This window comes from Stenotrophomonas sp. YJH_SMC_46 (assembly GCF_059370315.1).
The window spans coordinates 40029-60116 of record NZ_JCAFTO010000006.1 but is presented as its reverse complement, the minus strand read 5'-3'; the positions used below and the strand labels follow the sequence as shown (position 1 = coordinate 60116).

18 protein-coding genes are annotated in these 20088 nt (G+C 67.0%); 7 read left to right on the top strand and 11 right to left on the bottom strand.

Going from position 1 to position 20088, the window contains the following annotated elements; genetic code table 11:
- The first annotated feature begins 69 nt into the window (after window positions 1–69).
- From AC5P8C_RS17830 to lpxH, 3 genes are all read left to right on the top strand, one after another.
- Window positions 70–1215, top strand: a complete 1146-nt coding sequence (locus AC5P8C_RS17830; protein WP_019659542.1) for a glycosyltransferase family 4 protein — start codon at window positions 70–72, stop codon at window positions 1213–1215.
- Window positions 1196–1735 carry a phosphatase PAP2 family protein gene (locus AC5P8C_RS17825; protein ID WP_010483928.1) on the top strand — a complete coding sequence of 180 codons (540 nt, stop codon included), beginning with the start codon at window positions 1196–1198 and terminating at the stop codon, window positions 1733–1735. Before AC5P8C_RS17830 ends, AC5P8C_RS17825 begins: the two co-directional genes overlap by 20 nt.
- A 65-nt stretch (window positions 1736–1800) precedes the next feature.
- Window positions 1801–2547: a UDP-2,3-diacylglucosamine diphosphatase gene (gene lpxH / locus AC5P8C_RS17820; protein WP_019659544.1), complete on the top strand. Its 747-nt coding sequence runs from the start codon at window positions 1801–1803 to the stop codon at window positions 2545–2547.
- Window positions 2548–2634: 87 nt separating this feature from the next.
- On the opposite strand, the gene AC5P8C_RS17815 is transcribed toward lpxH, so the two are convergent.
- A complete protein-coding gene (locus AC5P8C_RS17815) occupies window positions 2635–3888 on the bottom strand; it encodes a M12 family metallo-peptidase (RefSeq protein ID WP_019659545.1) in 1254 nt (417 codons plus the stop codon).
- 225 nt (window positions 3889–4113) lie between these two features.
- Here AC5P8C_RS17815 and AC5P8C_RS17810 point away from each other — a divergent pair, with 225 nt between their 5' ends.
- A complete protein-coding gene (locus AC5P8C_RS17810; protein WP_495219181.1) occupies window positions 4114–5571 on the top strand; it encodes a phospholipase effector Tle1 domain-containing protein in 1458 nt (485 codons plus the stop codon).
- Window positions 5572–5593: 22 nt separating this feature from the next.
- On the opposite strand, the gene AC5P8C_RS17805 is transcribed toward AC5P8C_RS17810, so the two are convergent.
- The 6 genes from AC5P8C_RS17805 to AC5P8C_RS17780 all read right to left on the bottom strand — a co-directional run bounded on the left by AC5P8C_RS17805 (window position 5594) and on the right by AC5P8C_RS17780 (window position 11826).
- Entirely contained in the window at window positions 5594–6418 is an 825-nt protein-coding gene (locus tag AC5P8C_RS17805) for a ferritin-like domain-containing protein (RefSeq protein WP_495219180.1), read from the bottom strand.
- Window positions 6419–6427: 9 nt separating this feature from the next.
- Entirely contained in the window at window positions 6428–7894 is a 1467-nt protein-coding gene (purF, locus tag AC5P8C_RS17800) for an amidophosphoribosyltransferase (RefSeq protein ID WP_257471653.1), read from the bottom strand.
- 30 nt (window positions 7895–7924) lie between these two features.
- Window positions 7925–8704, bottom strand: coding sequence for a CvpA family protein (locus AC5P8C_RS17795; RefSeq protein ID WP_019659549.1), 780 nt, complete (start codon window positions 8702–8704; stop codon window positions 7925–7927).
- A gap of 46 nt (window positions 8705–8750) precedes the next feature.
- On the bottom strand, window positions 8751–9794 hold the full coding sequence (locus tag AC5P8C_RS17790) for an SPOR domain-containing protein (RefSeq protein ID WP_495219178.1): 1044 nt from the start codon (window positions 9792–9794) through the stop codon (window positions 8751–8753).
- Between the two features lie 80 nt (window positions 9795–9874).
- A complete protein-coding gene (gene folC, locus AC5P8C_RS17785) occupies window positions 9875–11146 on the bottom strand; it encodes a bifunctional tetrahydrofolate synthase/dihydrofolate synthase (protein ID WP_019659551.1) in 1272 nt (423 codons plus the stop codon).
- Between the two features lie 35 nt (window positions 11147–11181).
- Window positions 11182–11826, bottom strand: a complete 645-nt coding sequence (locus tag AC5P8C_RS17780; RefSeq protein ID WP_005408242.1) for a histidine phosphatase family protein — start codon at window positions 11824–11826, stop codon at window positions 11182–11184.
- A gap of 226 nt (window positions 11827–12052) precedes the next feature.
- On the opposite strand from AC5P8C_RS17780, the gene AC5P8C_RS17775 reads away from it, so the two are divergent.
- The gene (locus AC5P8C_RS17775) at window positions 12053–12676 is read left to right on the top strand and encodes a hypothetical protein (RefSeq protein ID WP_049434025.1); all 624 of its coding nucleotides are present in this window, start codon (window positions 12053–12055) and stop codon (window positions 12674–12676) included.
- Window positions 12677–12798: 122 nt separating this feature from the next.
- Here the strand turns inward: AC5P8C_RS17775 and AC5P8C_RS17770 are convergent, their stop codons facing one another.
- Entirely contained in the window at window positions 12799–14961 is a 2163-nt protein-coding gene (locus tag AC5P8C_RS17770) for a S46 family peptidase (RefSeq protein WP_495219177.1), read from the bottom strand.
- 512 nt (window positions 14962–15473) lie between these two features.
- On the opposite strand from AC5P8C_RS17770, the gene tdh reads away from it, so the two are divergent.
- Window positions 15474–16496: an L-threonine 3-dehydrogenase gene (gene tdh, locus AC5P8C_RS17765; RefSeq protein WP_026346966.1), complete on the top strand. Its 1023-nt coding sequence runs from the start codon at window positions 15474–15476 to the stop codon at window positions 16494–16496.
- Between the two features lie 119 nt (window positions 16497–16615).
- Here tdh and AC5P8C_RS17760 read toward each other — a convergent pair whose 3' ends face one another.
- Window positions 16616–17311: a TorF family putative porin gene (locus tag AC5P8C_RS17760; protein ID WP_019659554.1), complete on the bottom strand. Its 696-nt coding sequence runs from the start codon at window positions 17309–17311 to the stop codon at window positions 16616–16618.
- Between the two features lie 200 nt (window positions 17312–17511).
- Here AC5P8C_RS17760 and kbl point away from each other — a divergent pair, with 200 nt between their 5' ends.
- Window positions 17512–18720 carry a glycine C-acetyltransferase gene (gene kbl / locus AC5P8C_RS17755; RefSeq protein ID WP_021202257.1) on the top strand — a complete coding sequence of 403 codons (1209 nt, stop codon included), beginning with the start codon at window positions 17512–17514 and terminating at the stop codon, window positions 18718–18720.
- 118 nt (window positions 18721–18838) lie between these two features.
- Here the strand turns inward: kbl and AC5P8C_RS17750 are convergent, their stop codons facing one another.
- Together AC5P8C_RS17750 and AC5P8C_RS17745 are read right to left on the bottom strand one after the other, a co-directional pair.
- Window positions 18839–19174 carry a hypothetical protein gene (locus AC5P8C_RS17750; RefSeq protein ID WP_019659556.1) on the bottom strand — a complete coding sequence of 112 codons (336 nt, stop codon included), beginning with the start codon at window positions 19172–19174 and terminating at the stop codon, window positions 18839–18841.
- 84 nt (window positions 19175–19258) lie between these two features.
- Entirely contained in the window at window positions 19259–20068 is an 810-nt protein-coding gene (locus AC5P8C_RS17745) for a pseudouridine synthase (RefSeq protein WP_019659557.1), read from the bottom strand.
- Window positions 20069–20088 lie beyond the last annotated feature (20 nt).

Sequence of the window (20088 nt, the reverse complement as noted above, 5' to 3'; positions counted from 1 at the left end):
CGTGGTCGCAAAGCGGTCATATCCGCTACATCGCCAGGCCCGAGCATGCCGGAAACCCGGAGGCCCGCCATGCGCTATGCCATCGTCACCGAGACCTACCCGCCGGAAGTGAACGGCGTTGCCCTCACCGTGCAGGGCCTGGAGCAGGGACTGCGCAATTCCGGCCATGAAATCGACCTGATCCGGCCACGCCAGGCCAGCGAAGCACCGGACTCGGCGCCAGGTGCGCTGCTGGTTCCGGGCGCCGCACTGCCGCGCTACCCCGGCCTGCGCTTCGGCCTGCCTGCGCCGATCCGGCTCAACCGCCACTGGCAGCAGCAGCGTCCCGATGCGGTCTACATTGCCACCGAGGGCCCGCTGGGCTGGTCGGCGCTGCGCACCGCACGCCGCCTTGGCATTCCGGTCGCCAGTGGTTTCCACACCCGCTTCGACGAGTACCTGCCCGACTACGGCGTGGCTTGGCTGCAGGCCGCGGCGATGCGCTGGATGCGCCGGTTCCACAATCAGGCCGATGCAACCCTGGTGCCCACCCGCGAACTGCAGCAGTTCCTTGTTGAACAGGGCTTCGACCGCGTGCGCCTGCTGGCGCGCGCGGTCGACAGCCAGCAGTTCGATCCCGGCCGGCGCGACCCGGCGCTGCGCGAGGAATGGGGCGTGGACGGCAATGGCCTGGTCGCGATCTACGTCGGCCGCATCGCCGCGGAAAAGAACCTTGGCCTGGCGGTGAGAGCCTTCCGACGCCTGCAGCAGATCCGGCCCAAAGCCCGCTTCGTATGGGTGGGCGATGGCCCAGCCCGCGAAAAACTGGCACATGAAAACCCGGATTTCATCTTCTGCGGCATCCAGCGCGGCGATGCGCTGGCCCGGCATTTCGCCAGCGGCGATCTGTTCCTGTTCCCCAGCCGCAGCGAGACCTTTGGCAACGTGACCCTGGAAAGCATGGCCAGCGGCCTGGCCACCGTCGCTTTCGACTATGGCGCGGCTCGCGAATACCTGCGTGACGGCGAGAACGGCGCGGCCGTGGAAAACGATGAGCAGTTCATCGAGGCAGCCGTGCAGCTGGCCGCCGATGATGCACGGCGCCGCGAGTTGGGCAGCAGCGCCGCGCGTGCGATGAAGCGCCTGCATCCACAACAGGTGGTTGCCGAATTCGATGCGCTGCTGGCCGAGCTGGCCCAGTCGCGGAGGAGCGGCCATGCGCACTACGCCGCTTGAGCTGCTGGCCGGCCGCGAAGCACGGCTGTGCCGCCGGGCCAACCACTACTGCCGGCGTCGCCGTGTGCGCCGGCTGTTCTCGGTCATCAGCCGGCTCGGCGATGGCGTGTTCTGGTACGTGCTGATGGGCGCACTGGTGCTGCTGGACGGCTTCGACGGACTGCGTGCATCGGTGCACATGGCCGCCACCGGGCTGGCCGCACTACTGCTCTACAAGGGCCTCAAGCGCTGGACCCGACGCCCTCGCCCGTATGCGGCCGATCTGCGCATCCGCGCCTGGGTGGCGCCGCTGGACGAGTTCAGCTTCCCTTCCGGGCACACCCTGCACGCGGTGTCGTTCACCATCGTCGCGCTGGCCTACTACCCGTGGCTGGCACCGCTGCTGGTTCCCTTCACCTTCGGCGTCGCGCTGTCGCGGGTGGTGCTGGGCCTGCACTACCCGTCCGATGTACTGGCCGCCACCGGCATCGCCATCCTGTTGGCCTCGGCCAGCCTGGCCTGGTTGCCGCTGCCGGTGTGATGGCCGCTGCACCGGCCGCGCGTGGCCCGGCGCTACCGTCATCGTTGCTGGCCTAGAATGCAGGCATGACCACGCTGTTCATTTCCGACCTGCATCTGGACCCCAGCCGTCCGGAGATCACCGACCTGTTCCTGCGCTTCCTGCGCGACCAGGCGCCCGGCGCCGATGCGCTGTACATCCTGGGCGACCTGTTCGAGGCCTGGATCGGCGACGACACGCCCTCACCCGCCGCCGATGCGGTGGCCGACGCACTGAAGGCACTCTTCGACAGCGGCGTGCCGGTGTACTTCATCCGCGGCAACCGCGATTTCCTGCTCGGCGAGGACTATGCCCGCCGCGCCGGCCTGCGCATCCTGCCCGACCCCTGCGTGATCGAACTGTACGGCCGCCCGGTGCTGCTGCAGCACGGCGACCTGTTGTGCACCGACGACATTCCCTACCAGCAGTTCCGCGCGCAGACGCGCGACCCGGCATTCCAGGCGCAGTTCCTGTCGCAGCCGCTGGCCGCGCGCATCGCCTTCGCGCAGAAGGCGCGTGATGCCAGCCAGGCACGCCAGGCGGAAATGAAGCAGGGTGACCGCGCACAGTTCGAGACCGTCACCGACGTGGCCCCGGCCGAAGTCGATGCCACCTTCGTGCGCCACGGCGTGGATACGATGATCCATGGCCACACCCATCGCCCGGCGGTGCACACGCTGCAGGCCGGTGGACGCACCTGCACCCGCATCGTACTGGGCGACTGGTACGAACAGGGATCGGTGCTGCGCGTGGATGCCGGCGGCTGGTCGCTGGATACGCTCGCGCGCGAATGATGGATCGCAGGGTGCCAACCAGGGTTGGCATCTACCCGGGCAGGTGCACGCACCCGGGCAGACACCGCCCCTGGCCGGCGCCTGGCCTCAGCGGAAGCCCGCGATGGTGGCCTTGGTATTGACCAGCACGCGCTGGTTGTCGGCGGTACTGGCGTTGCCCATCGGGATGCCGTTGTAGCTGATGTTCGGGTTGGACCAGTAGTTCAGGCGCGGGCAGCTGCGGGTGCAGTTGTAGGCCATGATCGTGCGCCAGCCGGTGCCGCTGGACGGCTCATAGCGATAACCATGGCCATAGGCGTACGGCGAGGTGCTCGGGTCGGTGGCGATATCATGCCGTGCACTCTGCAGGTGGCCGATCTCGTGCGCGAACGAGTAATAGCCTGTCGCGCAATCCCAGTACACCGCCGCGAAGGCGGTGGAAGCCGTCGAGCCTATGCCCGAGGCCAGGCCACAGTACGCACTGTTGTTGATCAGCAGCACGCCCACGTCCGCCGTGTAGGTGTTCCGGCTGGTGTGGATGCTGTCCATGTAGCCGTCGCTGGTGCCACGGAAGCGGGCCAGATCAGTATCGAAGCTGCCCGATTCGGTGTAGTTGGTGGTCTCGTAGCGGGCCAGCTGCATGGTGATGCCCACGTTGCTGTTGACATACCCCTGGTTGGACTCGGCCACGGCCAGCTGCACCAGCGACTGCATGTTGCCGCCATAGGCCGCCACGGCCGCATTGGTCGCCACCACCAGCACGCGGATGGTGGCCGGGGTGCCGGACGACGCCTGTGCGGTACCGATGCGATCGTTGGCGCCCATCGGGATTTTCGGCAGCTGGTTGTAGTCGGCCGGATGGTCGGCCGGCATCCGCGATTCGTCCACTTCCACCAGCACGTGGCGGTTGCCCAGCGGGCGCAGGCGATAGAGCTTGCCGTCCTTGCGGATCGACCCAGTGATGGTGTCGCCCGAGCGCACCAGGATCAGCGAATTGCCCGGATCGTCCTGGCCATTGGACGTGGCAGCGGTCAGCTTGTCCGAAGGGGAGCGGAACTGGCCGTACCAGATGCTGCCGCCATCGGGCAGCGCCTCCACCTTGCTGCGCACCGCCTGCACGCGCCGGCCGAGCAGTTCGAACTCGAGCTGCGGCTGCGCGGTGGCAGCTGCATCGACACGCACTTCCTGTACCGTCGCGGTGGACGGGGTGGCCAGCAGCTTGCCCAGCGCGGGCTCACTGTTTGCCGATGCACGGCTGATGACCGTCACTGGCTCGAACAACGGTGCCGCCTGCGCGGCCGCTGCCACCGACAAACCCAACACCAGGCCACCTGCCGCTTTGCCAATCGATCTGGACAACATTGCGTCGCTCCTTGAATGATGTGAACAGCGTTGATGCAGCACGCCCGGGTTTGCCGGGTTTGGCCATATGGCCTGCGTGGGCCGTGTGAATTCAATAGAAGACGGAGATGAAAATCAGGAACTGTGATCCACCGCATCTACGTTAATTAAGGTCAAAAGCGTCACTACACTTCGCCAATACACCGCTTTCGCGCTACCGTGACGTAGCCACGACGGGACATGCACATGGCTCCATCGCAGGACACGGACGAAGATGTCGGCTTGCTGCGGATAGGCCTGTTCTTCGATGGCACCCGCAACAACGCACACAACCTGGCACGCGGTCGCCCCCGGGTTCCGCAGCCACGTCCGGCGCAGCTGCGTGCGGATGACGATTCGACCTACCAGAGCCGGCTGACCAGCAGCTACGACAACGGCCTGACCAACATCGCACGCCTGCAGCAGCTGTATCCGGACAGCCGCCGCGATGCGATGGCCACACCTTCGCTGTCGATCTACGTGGAAGGCGTGGGCACCCGCGACGATGCCGACGACGACCTGATCGGACTGGCGTTCGGCATCGGCGCCAGTGGTGTGCGCGCGAAAGTGCAGCGCGCGCTGCAGGTGCTGCTTCCGGCCGCACTGTCGGGACTATCCGCACGCTGGCAGCAACCGCTGCATGGCGTGCAGCTGGACCTGTTCGGTTATTCACGCGGCGCTGCTGCCGCACGTGACATCGCCAACCAACTTCAGGGCTGGGACAGCGTGCGCTGGCGCCAGCTGCTACAGGCCGCCGGCCTGTCCTGCACTGCGAACTTCTCCCCGTCCACGCCGGTGCTGCGCTTCATCGGGCTGTTCGACACCGTTGTCGCGGTCAATGGCGGCCGCGCCGAGGAACAGCCGCAACTGGCGCTGCGCAGTGGCATCGCACGCCACGTCGTGCAGCTCACCGCGCGTGATGAACATCGCCAGCACTATGCACTGACCAGCGTGGCGCCGCCGTTCACCGAGATTGCCCTGCCCGGCGTGCACGCCAACATCGGTGGCGGCTACAACCAGCTCGACGAAGGGCCCAAGCTGCTCAGTCGCCCGCGCCGGCAGTTGCTGCGCCGCCCCGCGGTTGCCGACTACCAGATTCCTCCACTGGCGATGCTGCAGGCCACCACGGCCTATGCTGAAACACAGGCCGATGCCGAACGCTGGCGACAGCAGCTGGGCGTGGACGAGAAGGAAATCTGGGTGGATGTCTGGCACCAGTGGCAGCAGCAGCGACGCGCCGGCAGCCGCAGCGTGCTGTTGTCACCGGTGCTGTATGTGACCGCCGCTGTGGTACTGCGCCGGCCCATCGACTGGCGTTACCAGCTGATCGCACTGCAGGTGATGCAGCAGCAGGCCATCGATGCCGGCGTGCAATGGACTGCAAATGCCGCCGAGGTTCCCGGCTGGGAACTGCCGTCCGCCCTGCGGCCTATCGCACGGCGCCTGGTGGCCGGACAGCCACTGACGGCGACACAGGAGGCGCTGCTGCGTCGGCGTTACCTGATGCAGTCGGCGCACTGGAACTTCGATGCGCTGGGCGACACCGCACTGACCTACGCCGCCGATGCCGGCGTCAGCGAACTGCCGTACCGGCCAGGCCCTGGCTTGTTCTATATCAACCGGCCAACCGTGGATGGCAAGCGCGTGGTGTTGCCGAACGCATAAGAAAAGGGGACCTCCCCTGTTCTCAGCCGGCCTGCTCGACAAGGTTGGCCAGCTCATCCGCATCGAACCCGGCCAGCAGGCGCGCTTCCATGTTGAACGGCCCGTGCAGGTAGCCGCCGGCATACTCCACAAGCAGTTCCTTGAAACGTGCGCGCGGCTCGACACCGGCGCGGTCGCAGTACCAGCGGTACCAGCGCGAACCGGCGGCAACATGCGCCACTTCCTCACGCAGGATCACCTCCAGCACATCGGCGGTTTCGCCATCACGGACATTGCGCAGTTTCCCGATCATGCCCGGGGTGACGTCCAGGCCGCGCGCTTCCAGCACGCGCGGCACCAGCGCCATGCGTGCCAGGCCATCGTGCGCGGTCTTTTCGCACATTTCCCACAGGCCGTTGTGCGCGGGGAAGTCGGCGTAGTCGTGGTCATGCACCTGCAGGCGCTCGCGCAGCAGCATGAAATGCCGCGATTCGTCGTCGGCACAGCTGACCCAGTCGGCATGGAACGCCGGCGGCAGGCCGCGGAAGCGGTACACCGCATCCCAGGCCAGGTCGATCGCGTTGAGTTCGATATGGGCGATGGCGTGGATGAAGGCGGCCCGCCCTTCCACGCCGCCCAGTCCGCGCCGCGGTACCTCGCGCGGATGCACCAGCACCAGTTGCGCCGGCCGGCCGGGCATGCGGATCGGTTCCGGCAGCGGCGCATCGGCGGCCACTCTCAGGCGACCGGCACGGAACGCGGCGGCGTACGCCTGAGTCAGCGCGACCTTGCGCAGCGGGTCGGCTTCGGCCAGGCACTGCTGCGCCGCACGCAGCAGGTCACCACCAACGTCGGGCACGTCAACCACGCCTGGACCTCAGGCGCGGCGCTTGTGCTTGGCGTCGTCCGAACGCAGCTGCTGGATGCGCTCGAAGTAGCCCGGCTCGATACCGGTCGGGTAGTGGCCGTTGAAGCAGGACGAATCGAAGTTGCGCAGCGCCGGATTACCCTCGCTTACCGCCGCTTCCATGTCTTCCAGATCCTGGTAGATCAGCCAGTCGCAGCCCAGGTGCGCTTCGATCTCTTCCACGCTGCGGTTGTGCGCGACCAGCTCTTCGGCGGCCGGCATGTCGATGCCGTAGATGTTCGGGTAGCGCACCGGCGGCGCGGCGCTGGCCAAGTAGACCTTGCGCGCGCCCGCGTCACGGGCCATCTGCACGATCTGCTGGCTGGTGGTGCCACGCACGATCGAATCGTCCACCAGCAGCACCACGCGGTTGCGGAACTCAAGGTGGATCGGGTTGAGCTTGCGACGCACCGACTTCACGCGTTCGCCCTGCCCCGGCATGATGAAGGTACGGCCGATGTAGCGGTTCTTGATGAAGCCTTCGCGGTACTTCACGCCGAGCACGTTGGAGATCTCAAGCGCAGCGTCGCGCGAGGTATCCGGGATCGGGATGATGGTGTCGATGTCATGATCCGGGCGCAGGCGCAGGATCTTCTCGCCCAGCTTGATGCCCATGCGCATGCGCGCCTTGTGCACCGAGACATTGTCGATCATCGAGTCCGGGCGCGCGAAGTACACGTATTCGAAGATGCACGGGGTGTGCTCGGCCGGCTCGGCGCAGATCTCCGAGAACAGCTCGCCGCGCGCGGTGATGACCAGTGCCTCGCCCGGCTGCACGTCGCGCACGCGCTGGAAGCCCAGCACATCCAGCGCGGCCGACTCGGACGCCACGATGTACTCGTCACCCTCGGCATGGCTGCGCTTGCCAAGCACCAGCGGGCGGATTCCATGCGGGTCGCGGAAGGCGACCAGGCCCAGGCCCAGCACCACGCTGACCACTGCATAGCCACCCTTGCAGCGGCGGTGCACGCCGGCCACCGCGCGGATGGCCGCTTCCGGGCTGAGCTGGCGCTGCTGTTCCAGTTCGTAGGCGAACACGTTCAGCAGCACTTCGCTGTCCGAATCGGTGTTGACGTTGCGGCGGTCCTGTTCGAACACCTGCTGGCGCAGCACCTCGGTGTTGATCAGGTTGCCGTTGTGGGCCAGCGCGATGCCGTACGGCGAATTGACGTAGAACGGCTGCGCCTCGTCCATGCCTTCCGAACCGGCGGTCGGGTAGCGCACGTGGGCAATGCCCACGCTGCCTTCCAGGGTGGACATGGTGCGGGCATCGAACACATCACGGACCAGGCCGGTGGCCTTCTGCACGCGCAGGCGGCTGCCGCTGGCGGTGGCGATGCCCGCCGCATCCTGGCCACGGTGCTGGAGGACGGTCAAGCCGTCATACAACTGCCCGGCGACGTTCTGGTTGCCGACGATTCCGACGATGCCACACATGATGCGAGGTCTCCGCTGGGCTGTGCCCAGTTACAAGGAAGGTGGCCGTACCTGGCCGCGGTGGTCGCCGCGCACGCGGTCGACGTTGGCCGGATCGCCCGGCTCGATACTGTCCGGCAGTGCAGGAGCATCCGGGCGCACTTCCGCCGGATCGTAGGAATCGCCCTGTTCCGCTTTCGCAGGCCGCAGCCATCCGCTGCCTGCCACTACCTGGTTGAGGATGCCATTATCGCCTGCCGCGCCCGGCTTTCCCAACCCGGCGCCTGCGTTCTTGCCCAACTCCATCAATGCAGATGGGGACAGCGCGTCGGTCGGCAAGGCCTTGGGCAGCAGATCGGCCCCGGGAACCTCCCAGTGCGGCAGCTTGCTGTTCATCCAGGCAACGGTGGGATTCAGCAGTGGGCGCACCGCCGAGCGCTGCCAGGAGGGCTCGGCAGTCAACGGGGTGAAACTGCCCAGCAGCAGCAGGATCGCGGCGATCAGGCCGCCCCGCACGGCCCCCAGCACCCCGCCCAGCAGGCGGTCCAGGCTGGTCAGCATGCTGCGGTGGACCAGGGCCTTGATGACCATGCCGATCACCGCGACCACGATCATCACGCCGATGCCGACGCCCAGATAGCCGCCGACGAAGTGTTCGCCACCGGGGGCCGCCGGGGCAGCCCACCAATGGGCGGCATCATTGCCGAAGGCGAAGGCCGCCCACGCGGCCAGCAGCCACGACAGGGTGCCAATGACGATGCCGACGAAGCCGCGCAGCATCCCCAGCAGGGTGGAGGCGGCGATCACGATCAGCAGCACCACGTCGATCATGGCGCCCCGCTCCTTCGGCGGCGCTGGCAACGCGGCTGCGCGTGGGTCATGGGTGCGGCCGGACCATGCCGGCGACGCCGACCTTGGCGGCGACCTGCGCCTTCAGCTGCTCGGCATCGCCACGGTTGGCCACCGGCCCGACGCGGACGCGATGCAGGGTGCCCTTTTCGGTGCGCACCTGCTCGACAAAAGCACTGAAGCCGGCGGCGCGGACCTTGTCGCGCAGGGCGTTGGCATCGTTGGCCTGGCCGAACGCGCCCAGCTGCACGGCAAAGCCGACGCCGCTGGCGGCCGGTGCTGCCGGCGTGGCCGGGGCCGTTGCCGGCTTGCTGGCGGTGGCCTCCGGCTTCGGCTCGGGCTTCGGGGTTTCGGGCTTCGGCGCCGGCTTCGGCGGCTCGGGCTTGGCCGCCGGAGTGGTCGTTGCAGTCGGCGTACTCGGCGGCAGACTTTCACTGCGCACCGGGTTGCTGCTGGCCGACGGCGCGGTGGCGGCGGATGGGGTACTGGCGCTCGGCGTAGCCGGTGTCGGGGTGGCTGCCACCGGGGCGCTGCTGTCCGCTGCGGCATCCAGGGTGATCACTTCGGCCTTCACATCGGCACGGATCTTCACCGCCTGCAGGCGGGCGGCCTCGGCCTGTGCACGGTCGGCATACGGCCCCACGCGCACGCGCCATGCCTGGCGGCCGTTGATGGTCGCCGTTTCGGCGAAGCCCGGCAGCTGCGAGCGCTGCAGGTAGGCGATCACCGCGTCGGCGTCGGCCTTGCTGCCGTAGGCACCGAAAGTAACCGCATAGTTGCCGGCGGCGACCGTCGGCGAGGTGTCCACGGTCGGCGGAGTGGCCGGCGTGGCGGCGTCCTGCAGCGGCTTGGCCTGCCCGGTCTGCAGGCCGGTGGCACCACCGGCCGGAGCCACCAGCGGTAGTTCACGGGTTTCGAACTGGCCATCGGCCGGCGCGTCCGGCGCGGCGATCGGCACCGAGGCCACACCGCTGTCCGGTGCAGGTCCCTTGACCAGCATCGGCAGGAAAATCACGGCCAGTGCGACCAGCACGATGGCACCAATCAGACGCTGTTTCAGAGGCGTATCCACGTGAGGCGGCAACTGTCCGGAGGTTGCGGTCGATTATACGGGTGCCGGACCGGACGGCGTCGGGATTGGCTGAACGTGGCTCAGGCGTTGCGCTGCAGCCACTGCAACGCGGCGGCGGCGGTATGGAAGGAGCCAAACACCAGTACGCGGTCACCGCGCTCGGCCCGATCCAGTACCTGCGCCAGCGCCTGCTCGACCGAAGCGGCCAGCTGCGCGCTGCCAGCATCGGTCTCGGCCAGGCGCGCCTGCAACCGGGCGGCACTCTGGCCGCGCGGACCGTCCAGGCCGGCAAGGGTCCACTCGCCAACCACGCCCTGCAATGCCTGCACCACACCCACCGCGTCCTTGTCCTGCAATGCGGCATACACCGCCAAGGTGCGCCCGGCCGACGCTTCGGCCTTCAGCGCGCGGGCCAGCTGGCCCGCCGCCTGCGGGTTGTGCCCGACGTCGACGCGGATCTGCACGCCATCTCGCTCGAACGCCTGCAGCCGACCCGGGATACGCGCCGCCGCGATACCAGCGGCCCACGCCGCGCGCGGCACCGGCTTGTCCAGCGCGCGCAGCGCAGCGATGGCGGCACCCGCATTGGCCAGCTGGATCGGCCCGGCCAGCGCCGGGGTTGGCAGTTCCATGCGCAGGCCAACGTCCCGCCAGCGCCAGCGCTGGGCATCGATCGGCTCGTAGAAATAGTCGCTGCCGCCGCGGATCGCGTTGGCACCCACCAGGTAGGCCCGTGCGAGCACGCTCGACGGCGGGTCGGTCTCACCCAGGATCACCGGCTTCCAGCCACGGATGATGCCGGCCTTCTCGGTGCCGATTGCTTCGCGGTCTTCGCCCAGCCATTCGGCATGGTCGATGTCCACAGTGGTGATCACGGCCACATCGGCGTCGACGATGTTGACCGCATCCAGGCGACCGCCCAGACCCACTTCCAGAACCGCCAGGTCCAGCCCGGCGTCGGCGAACAGCTGCAGCGCGGCCAGCGTGCCGTACTCGAAATAGGTCAGCGTGGTCTCGCCGCGTGCGGCCTCGACGGCGTTGAACGCAGCAACCAGCGCCGCATCGTCCACGTCCTGGCCGTCGATGCGCACGCGCTCGTTGTAGCGCAGCAGGTGCGGCGAGGTGTACGCGCCGACCTTCCAGCCGGCGGCACGTGCAATGGCTTCGATGAAGGCGACGGTCGAGCCCTTGCCGTTGGTGCCACCAACCACGATGGTGCGCTTGCCCGGCGCCCCCAGGCCCATCGCGGTGGCCACGGCGCGCACGCGCTCCAGGCCCATGTCGATGGTCGCCGGGTGCTGGCGTTCAATGTAGTCCAGCCAGTCGGCCAGGGTGGTCGGGGTGTTCGTCACGGCAGGGGTTCCAGCAGAAGCAGGTGGTTCGGGAATCAGAGGGCGCGGTGCTTGGCTTCGCCGAAGAACGGCGTGTGGTGGGCGCAGTCGTTCAGGCGCACCACTTCCAGGCTGTCCAGGTCGGCGCCTTCGAGCAGGTTGAGCGTGGTCGGTGCCTGGCGGAAGGTCCACAGCCGGGAAAGCGGCAGGCCCAGCACCTTGCACAGGATCACGCGGTTGACCGCATCGTGCGCAACCACCAGCAGGGTGTCGTGCTCGCCGAGGCCTTCGGTGGCGCGGGCCAGGCCACGCCAGCTGCGCTCCAGCACCAGGCGCAGCGATTCGCCGCCGGGCATCAACACCGTATCCGGCTCCTCGCGCCAGGCCTGCAGGCGCGACGGATCCTTCTCGTGGATCTCGCTGGCCAGCAACCCTTCCCATTCACCGTGGGCGATTTCCTGCAGCTCCGGCTCGGTCAGCAGCATGTCGGCGCGGGCGGCGCCAAGCGCCAGCTGCGCGGTCCGCTGCGCGCGCGACAGCGGCGAGGCGACGGCACGGGTGATGTCCACCGAGGCCAGGCGGGCACCCAGGGCCTGGGCCTGGGCTTCGCCGATCGGCGAAAGCGGGATGTCGATCTGGCCCTGGTAGCGGCCTTCGGCGTTCCACGGCGTTTCGCCGTGGCGGGCAAGCAGGATGCGCATGCGTGCAAGGGGTCCTGGGGGGAGGAGGTTTCCGCGTTTCGTTCACATCCTGTGAAGCACGCGGAACAGGGATGATACCTGTTCGGCGCACCGGGCCGGGCAGCTAGGGATGCAGTGCAACCAACGACGTCGAAGCGGACAGCCACGTTCACTTTGCAATATGCAACTAATCTGATGGCATTGCTGGCACCCGACGTCCACGCTTGGAGCCTTTGCGGGCCGATCAATGTCCAATCGCTCCTATCTGTGCTGCAGCCCCCTGCCGGGCATCTATCCCAGCTTCGCCGTCGACTACGATTCCGACGTGCAGACACTGGCAAACGATGTCTACTGCATACCGCTGCTGTGGCCGGCGCTTTTTACACCCGAGGATTTCCAGCGGGCTGATTTCGAAGTCGATGGCGAAGTTGTGATCGGACAGGCACCTTCGGCACCCAAACAGAAAGTGCTCGAAACCCTTCGGCGCCGCCGCACAGGCGTCGTCCAGGCATTCAAGGGTATCGGTGATCTTGCTCCGTACGTGAACATGCTCGAGCGGGTGATTGAAGACGCACCGTATGAGTTCATTTCAATCGAAATGGACGAAATTGCCGCCCTGAACGATCCCGAGGAAGAGTTCTATGAAGCGTTCGAGCGCTTGTTGTCCGGATTGGATGCACCGGACGAAGACGTTTGCGAACAGCTGATCGCGCTGGCTGCAATGGAACACTGCTGGCCTATCCCATCCGTCCGCCTGCATCTCGACGGCCTTGAGGGCTCGGAAGATGACTACTGGAATCACTGCCGGGTGCTCGGAGCGGGCAGCGATGTGTCGGGAATGGGGCGCCCGGTTCCCTGGGAAACCGCTTAGGGCTGCTGACAAAAAACCCCGCGACAGACGTCGCGGGGTTTCAGTATTGCAGTAGCGTGGATGCACCGCCCGGCAGTGTCTGCAGGCGTTGCCGGCCAGCGGCCGGCACTACCGCAACCGGTTTACTTCGCCAGGTTCAGTTCCTTCAACAGCTGCGGCGCCGGCGCCACTTCCTGCATGATCCACTGCATGTAGCGGCTGTCGACGGCGATCATGCGGGTCATCACCGGATCGAACACCCAGTTGGAGCTGACCGATTCCCAGTTGCCATCGAATGCCAGGCCGACCAGCTTGCCGTTGGCGTCCAGCACCGGCGAACCCGAGTTGCCGCCGGTGATGTCCAGGTTGGACAGGAAGTTCACCGGTACCGAACCAAGGCGCTTGTCTTCCAGGCCGCCATAGCGCTTGGCCTTGACCGCGTCGAGCAGCGCCTTCGGCGAATCGAACGGATCTTCACCGGTCTCCTTCGCCGCCACGCCTTCCAGGGTGGTGAACGGGGTGTACGTCACGCCGTCCTTGCCATAGCCCATGACGTTGCCGAAGGTGATGCGCAGCGACAGGTTGGCGTCCGGGTAGACAAACTCACCCTGGCTCTTCTTGTAGTCGGCCACGGCCTGCAGGTACAGCGGGCGCGCGGTCAGCGATTCGCCTTCGCGGATCTTCTTCTGCTCTTCCTGCTTCAGCAGTGCCGGCATGACAGCCACGGCGTACTGGATGGCCGGATCGCTGCTGGCTTCAAACGCGGCACGGTCGGCCTTGAACCACTTCAGGCGTGCATCCAGGCTGCCCAGCTCGGTGCCCGACAGCTTGGCCACCACCGACTTCACCGCAGCGGCATCGCTGCCGGCCAGCCACTTGTTCAGCACGTCATTGTCGCGCTGCGCGGCCGGCAGGGCCACGTACTGCTCCAGCCAGTAGGCCTGCAGCTGCTGGTCCATCTTCGCCACGTAGCGACGATCCATCTGCTTCAGGCCACCTTCGATGGTGGTCAGGTCGCGTTCCTGGTAACCGGCTTCGCGTTCGGCATCCGGCTTGCTGCGCTCGATCGACAGGCGGTACAGGGCGATCGCCGCGCCAACGGCCGAGGTGTTGTTGAACTGGCCGACGAACAGGTCGCGTTCGCGGGTGGCCTTGCTGGTATCCAGATGCTTGAGCAGCTGCGCGTGTGCGGCCAGGGCCGGCTTGCCGGCAGCGCCCTGCTTCTTCAGCCACGCCAGCACGGCGGCTTCTTCAGCCTGCTTCTGGCCAGCGGCGTCGATGCGCTTGAAGCCTTCCAGCTGGCCCAGGTAGTTCTTGGCCACGTTGTTCATGCTGGCGGCGGTGGCGGCGTACTTCACCTTGACGTCGGCGTCGGCCTTGCCGGCGTCGGCGATCAGCTTCAGCACCGCGTTGTAGTGCTTGGCGATGGTCGGGTAGGTGAAGCTGGCGGTTTCGTTGAACTCACCGGCCAGCGCGTAGCGGTTGGTGCGGCCCGGGTAGCCGGCCACCATCACGAAGTCGTCGGCGCCCAGCGGCTGGTCGGCGAACTTCAGGAAGTGCTTGGGCTGGTACGGCACGTTGTCGGCGGCGAAGGCGGCCGGCTTGCCGTCCTTGCCGACGTAGGCGCGGTAGAACGAGAAATCGCCGGTGTGGCGTGGCCACATCCAGTTGTCGACGTCGCCGCCGAACTTGCCGACGCTGCCCGGGGGCGCGTAGACCAGGCGCACATCCTTGATTTCCATGTTGCGGAACAGGCGGTAGGTGTTGCCGCCGGAGAAGCTGTACAGGCGGCAGCGGAAACCGGCATCGGCCTCACAGGCGGCAACCTGGGCCTTGTCGAAGGCGTCCAGCGCGCGGCTGCGGGCCAACGGGTCATTGCCGGCGGCGGCGATGGCGGCCTTGGCCTGGGCGGTGACGTCGGTGATCTGGTCGAGCACGAACACGCGGGCGTTCGGGCCGGCGCTCAGTTCGTCCTTCAGGGTCGGCGCGTTGAAGCCGTCCTTGATCAGGTTCTTCTGCGCGGTCGAATTCAGCTGGATGGCGCCATACGCGCAATGGTGGTTGGTGACCACCAGACCCTGCGGCGAGACGAAGCTGGCGGTGCAGCCGCCGAGGGCGACGACCGCGCCCATCGGGTCGCCGGTCAGGTTGGACAGCTGCTGCGGGGACAGCTTCAGGCCGGCCTTCTGCAGCGGGCCGGCGATTTCCGGCAGCTGCTGCGGCACCCACATGCCTTCAGCGGCATGGGCGACCTGGGCCAGCCCGAGGCTGGCGACGATGGAAAATGCAAGCAGGTTCGAGCGCATGGAGCGGCCCCTGGTAGTGGAACCCTCGATTGTAGCCCGCCGCCCTGCCCCGGCCCGAACCCCGGAAGTCATGCAATCAGGTGCCTCCACCGTTCAGCGTTTCCATTGCGATCGGTCAGAGGCGAGAGGCCAGGCCGATGCAGGACACGCCGTAAACCCCGCTCCGCGGCCCGGCCCAGCCGCTGGCGGCTGTGCGTTCTGGCGCTTGCGAAGCAGTGCTTCGCGAGCAAAGCGCCCTCACCCATGGGGGCTCGGTCGCGCCATCCATGGCGCTCACGGTCCTGCATCGGCCTGGCCTCTCGCCTCCCCACAGTCCCCTGGCCTCGGACGGTAGCGCCGAGCCATGCCCGGCGAGCGAAGCGGCGCTGCTGTTTGCAGCACGTTCGAAACGCCCGTCGGCGCATGCCTTTCGTTCCGCCAAAGCACCCGCAGCGCAACATGGGAATTCCGTCCGGCACCCTATAATCCGCGCTTTCCCCCTGATGAGTTCCACCCCGATGGCGCAGCAAACGATGAAGGCCCTGGTCAAGCGCGAAGCAGCCAAGGGCATCTGGCTGGAAGAAGTTCCGGTGCCGACCCCCGGCCCGAACGAGGTCCTGATCAAGCTGGAGAAGACCGCGATCTGCGGTACCGACCTGCACATCTACCTGTGGGACGAGTGGAGCCAGCGCACCATCAAGCCGGGCCTGACCATCGGCCACGAATTCGTCGGCCGCGTCGCCGCGCTGGGCTCGGCAGTGACCGGCTATGAGATCGGCCAGCGCGTCTCGGCCGAAGGCCACATCGTCTGCGGTCATTGCCGCAACTGCCGGGGCGGCCGCCCGCACCTGTGTCCGAACACCGTCGGCATCGGCGTCAACGTCAACGGCGCGTTCGCCGAATACATGGTGATGCCGGCCAGCAACCTGTGGCCGATCCCGGACCAGATTCCGTCGGAGCTGGCCGCGTTCTTCGATCCTTACGGCAACGCCGCGCACTGTGCGCTGGAATTCGATGTGATCGGGGAGGACGTGCTGATCACCGGTGCCGGCCCGATCGGCATCATCGCCGCCGGCATCTGCAAGCACATCGGCGCGCGTAACGTAGTGGTGACCGACGTCAACGACTTCCGCCTGAAGCTGGCCGCCGACATGGGCGCTACCCGCGTGGTCAACGTGGCCAACCAGTCGCTGAAGGACGTGATGAAGGAACTGCACATGGAAGGCTTCGACGTGGGCCTGGAAATGAGCGGCAACCCGCGCGCTTTCAATGACATGCTCGACTGCATGTACCACGGCGGCAAGATCGCCATGCTCGGCATCATGCCCAAGGGCGCCGGCTGCGACTGGGACAAGATCATCTTCAAGGGCCTGACCGTGCAGGGCATCTACGGCCGCAAGATGTACGAGACCTGGTACAAGATGACCCAGCTGGTGCTGTCCGGCTTCCCGCTCGGCAAGGTGATGACCCACCAGCTGCCGATTGACGATTTCCAGAAGGGCTTCGACCTGATGGAAGAAGGCAAGGCCGGCAAAGTGGTATTGAGCTGGAACTGATCCGCCCCACGGTAGCGCCGGGCCATGCCCGGCGTCACCGGAATGAAAAAGGCGCCCGATGGGCGCCTTTTTCCAATGCGTGCCAGGCAAGCTTGGCACCTACCGTAACGCCTGCGGCGTTACTTGCCGACGGCCACGCTCAGCATCACCCGGCTGTGGGCCAGCTTGCCGGAGTTGTCGCGGCCGTTGCCGTCGGTGCCGTAGTAGCCGAGGCCGACGTTGAACAGGCCGAACTGGCGTTCGACGCCGACGTTCCAGTCGGTATAGTCCTTGGCGATGCCGTCCTCGAAGGTGCTGCGGCCGACGTTGGCATTCAGGGTGAAGTCTTTCGGCAGGCCCCAGCTGCCGCCCAGGCCGAAGTACCAGCCATCGGTGCTGCTGTTCCAGACATCGTTGGTGTAGGCCACCGTCAGCTTGTAGGTCTCATCCAGCGTGGTGGTGGTGATCAGCTCGTTGTAGTTCAGCTCGCTGGCACCGAGGTAGGTGTAGCGGTTCAGCAGGGCGTCGAAATTGACGCGGGGCGTGACGTCAACGCCATAGCCGATCTGGTAGTCGACCTCGGTGCTCGGGTCGCCCGGACCGAAGTCGACGCCCGAACCCCAGACACCGGCATACAGGCCGACCGGCGAGGTGTAGGTGAACCCCGCCTGCAGGGTCGGCTTTTCGTCGGTCTGTGAGACACCACGGAACAGGTAATCGGAAACGGCGGTGACGTCCCAGCTGTACGGCGATTCGTCTTCCTGGGCACTGGCGGTGAACGGGGCGGCCATGGACAGGGCAGCGGCAATGGCGAGGCAGGCACGGGCGTGCTTCATGAGCGTCTCCGGTGGGGGCGGTGGCGTGGCGCGGAAGGCGGGGCGGCCGGAGCGGGACAGCGCCGGTTCACGAATTTTTAACCCGTTTGCTATTGCGATGCAACATGTGACCGCTGTGGTGACGCCGCAACTGCGCCGGTTGGCAAGCGGCGATGCCCGGTAGAATCAGCGGTTTCCCCGCTCAGAACCGTGCCCACGCCATGACCGACCCCTCCTCCGCCCTGACCCGCCACTACGCCGAGGAACTGGACGCCATCCGCGCCCAGGGCCTGTTCAAGTCCGAGCGGATCATCACCAGCCCGCAGTCGGCCGAGATCACCCTCGACGACGGCCGCACGGTGCTGAATTTCTGTGCCAACAACTATCTGGGCCTGGCCGACCACCCGGACCTGATCCAGGCCGCCAAGGACGCGCTGGACAGCCACGGCTTCGGCATGGCGTCGGTGCGCTTCATCTGCGGCACCCAGGACCTGCACAAGCAGCTGGAGAAGCAGATCGCCGATTTCTTCGGCAAGCAGGACACCATCCTGTACGCGGCCTGCTTCGATGCCAATGGCGGCCTGTTCGAGCCACTGCTTGGCGAGAATGACGCGATCATTTCCGACGCACTGAACCATGCGTCGATCATCGACGGCGTGCGCCTGTGCAAGGCCAAGCGTTTCCGCTACGCCAACTGCGACATGGCCGACCTGGAAGCCCAGCTGCAGGCCGCCGATGCCGCCGGCTGCAAGACCAAGCTGATCACCACCGACGGCGTGTTCTCGATGGACGGCTTCATCGCGCCGCTGGACGAGATCACTGCGCTGGCGAAGAAGTACAACGCGCTGGTGCACATCGACGAATGCCACGCCACCGGTTTCCTTGGCGCCACCGGCCGCGGTTCGGCCGAGGTCAAGGGCGTGCTGGAGAAGATCGACATCATCACCGGCACCCTGGGCAAGGCCATGGGTGGCGCACTTGGCGGCTTCACCTGCGCCAGCGCCGAAGTGATCGAACTGCTGCGCCAGCGCTCGCGCCCGTACCTGTTCTCCAACTCGCTGCCGCCGCACGTGGTGGCCGCAGGCATCAAGGCATTCGAAATGCTGGCCGCCGCCGACGACCTGCGCAGCACGCTGGCCGAGAACACCGCCTACTTCCGCGAAAAAATGACCGCGGCCGGTTTCGACGTGAAGCCGGGCGTACATCCGATCAGCCCGGTGATGCTGTACGACGCGCCGCTGGCACAGAAGTTCGCCGAGCGCCTGCTCGAAGAAGGCATCTACGCGATCGGTTTCTTCTTCCCGGTGGTACCCAAGGGCCAGGCGCGCATCCGCACCCAGATCAGCGCCGCGCACAGCCGCGAGCATCTGGACCGCGCGATCGATGCATTCACGCGCATCGGCGTCGAACTGGGCGTGGTCAAGGGCTGACCGCACCGGGGTCGGATCCCCTGGGGTAGCGCCGGGCCATGCCCGGCGATTTCCCGAAAGCCGCGCCATGCGCTCGCCGGGCACGGCCCGGCGCTACCGAAATGACGCGCGACGCGCGTCACTTCTTTTTCTTCTTGCCCTTCGGCTCGTCCTTGCTGGCCACCACCACCGGCTTGGCGGCGGCATCCTGGCCATTGCCCTTGGCTACGCGGATACCGTTGGCCTTCATCCAGGCATCGAACTCATCGGCGGTCATCTTCTTGTCGCCGTTGCTCATCAGGAAGCGGTAACTGCCGCGACCATCCAGCTCCGGGGTCTTCACTTCCACCACCGGGGTCTCGGCCGGCGTTTCCGCCTTGGCCACCTTCTTGTGGCCACCACAGGCGCTCAGCAGCACCATCGGCAGAAGCAGGCCTGCGCAGCGCAGGGTTTGATTGAGGGTCAGGTGGTACATGGCAGGCTCCGTTCGGGATATTCGACAGCCAGGCGCCCCCTACGCCTGGAACGGCGGCCGGCAAACGCCGGCCACGGGCGATGATCAGCCCGGTGCAGCGGCCCCCAGCCGCTGCTGGTCGCTGACCTGCAGGACCCGCCACTGGCCCTTGCCGAGATCGCCGAGCTGCAGCCCGCCGATCGCGACCCGGACCAGGCGCAGCACCTGCAGGTCGAAGGCCGCCAACAGGCGGCGGATATGGCGATTGCGGCCCTCGTCGAGGACCACCTCCAGCCATGCGGTCTTGTCGCCACTGCGCAGTACGCGCACGGCACGGGCGGCGAGGAACTCGCCTTCGTCCTCCACGCCGGCCCGCAGTGCCGCCAGCGTGGCGTCATCGGGCAGGCCATCAACCTGCACGTGGTAGGTCTTGTCCGGCCCGGTCTGCGGGTCGGTCAGGCGCGCCGCCCACTGCGGATCGTTGCTGAACAGCAACAGCCCTTCACTGGCCTTGTCCAGGCGCCCGACCGGCGCGATCCACGGCAGCCCCGCGCCATCGAAACAGCGGTAGACGGTGTCGCGGCCGCGCTCGTCCTGCGCGGTGGTCACTACCCCGCGCGGTTTGTTGAGCATCAGGTACAGGCGCTGTGGCGCGCCCATGGGCTGGCCATCGACCTCGATCGGCGGCACCGGCTGGCCAATCGGAAATTCCGGGTCGCGCACGATCCGGCCGGACACGCGTACGCGGCCTTCGGCAATCCAGCGCGCGGCCTCGCTGCGCGAGCACACGCCGGCCTTGGACAGTACACGCGCCAGGCCATGGCGGACACCGGCGGAAGCGGCAGCGGAAGTCGCACGCCCACGCGGTGCGTGGGAGCGGGCAGCGGGGGCAGCAGGTGGGCGGCGCGTGCGCAAGCCTCTGCTCCCCGCGGTGC

What these genes read in the sequence shown, in the direction of transcription:
- AC5P8C_RS17830 (WP_019659542.1), top strand. Translation starts at nt 70, where the DNA reads ATGCGCTATGCCATCGTCACCGAGACCTACCCGCCGGAAGTGAACGGC.
- AC5P8C_RS17825 (WP_010483928.1), top strand. Translation starts at nt 1,196, where the DNA reads ATGCGCACTACGCCGCTTGAGCTGCTGGCCGGCCGCGAAGCACGGCTG.
- lpxH (WP_019659544.1), top strand. Translation starts at nt 1,801, where the DNA reads ATGACCACGCTGTTCATTTCCGACCTGCATCTGGACCCCAGCCGTCCG.
- AC5P8C_RS17815 (WP_019659545.1), bottom strand. Translation starts at nt 3,888, where the DNA reads ATGTTGTCCAGATCGATTGGCAAAGCGGCAGGTGGCCTGGTGTTGGGT.
- AC5P8C_RS17810 (WP_495219181.1), top strand. Translation starts at nt 4,114, where the DNA reads ATGGCTCCATCGCAGGACACGGACGAAGATGTCGGCTTGCTGCGGATA.
- purF (WP_257471653.1), bottom strand. Translation starts at nt 7,894, where the DNA reads ATGTGTGGCATCGTCGGAATCGTCGGCAACCAGAACGTCGCCGGGCAG.
- AC5P8C_RS17795 (WP_019659549.1), bottom strand. Translation starts at nt 8,704, where the DNA reads ATGATCGACGTGGTGCTGCTGATCGTGATCGCCGCCTCCACCCTGCTG.
- AC5P8C_RS17780 (WP_005408242.1), bottom strand. Translation starts at nt 11,826, where the DNA reads ATGCGCATCCTGCTTGCCCGCCACGGCGAAACGCCGTGGAACGCCGAA.
- AC5P8C_RS17775 (WP_049434025.1), top strand. Translation starts at nt 12,053, where the DNA reads ATGTCCAATCGCTCCTATCTGTGCTGCAGCCCCCTGCCGGGCATCTAT.
- AC5P8C_RS17770 (WP_495219177.1), bottom strand. Translation starts at nt 14,961, where the DNA reads ATGCGCTCGAACCTGCTTGCATTTTCCATCGTCGCCAGCCTCGGGCTG.
- tdh (WP_026346966.1), top strand. Translation starts at nt 15,474, where the DNA reads ATGAAGGCCCTGGTCAAGCGCGAAGCAGCCAAGGGCATCTGGCTGGAA.
- AC5P8C_RS17760 (WP_019659554.1), bottom strand. Translation starts at nt 17,311, where the DNA reads ATGAAGCACGCCCGTGCCTGCCTCGCCATTGCCGCTGCCCTGTCCATG.
- kbl (WP_021202257.1), top strand. Translation starts at nt 17,512, where the DNA reads ATGACCGACCCCTCCTCCGCCCTGACCCGCCACTACGCCGAGGAACTG.
- AC5P8C_RS17750 (WP_019659556.1), bottom strand. Translation starts at nt 19,174, where the DNA reads ATGTACCACCTGACCCTCAATCAAACCCTGCGCTGCGCAGGCCTGCTT.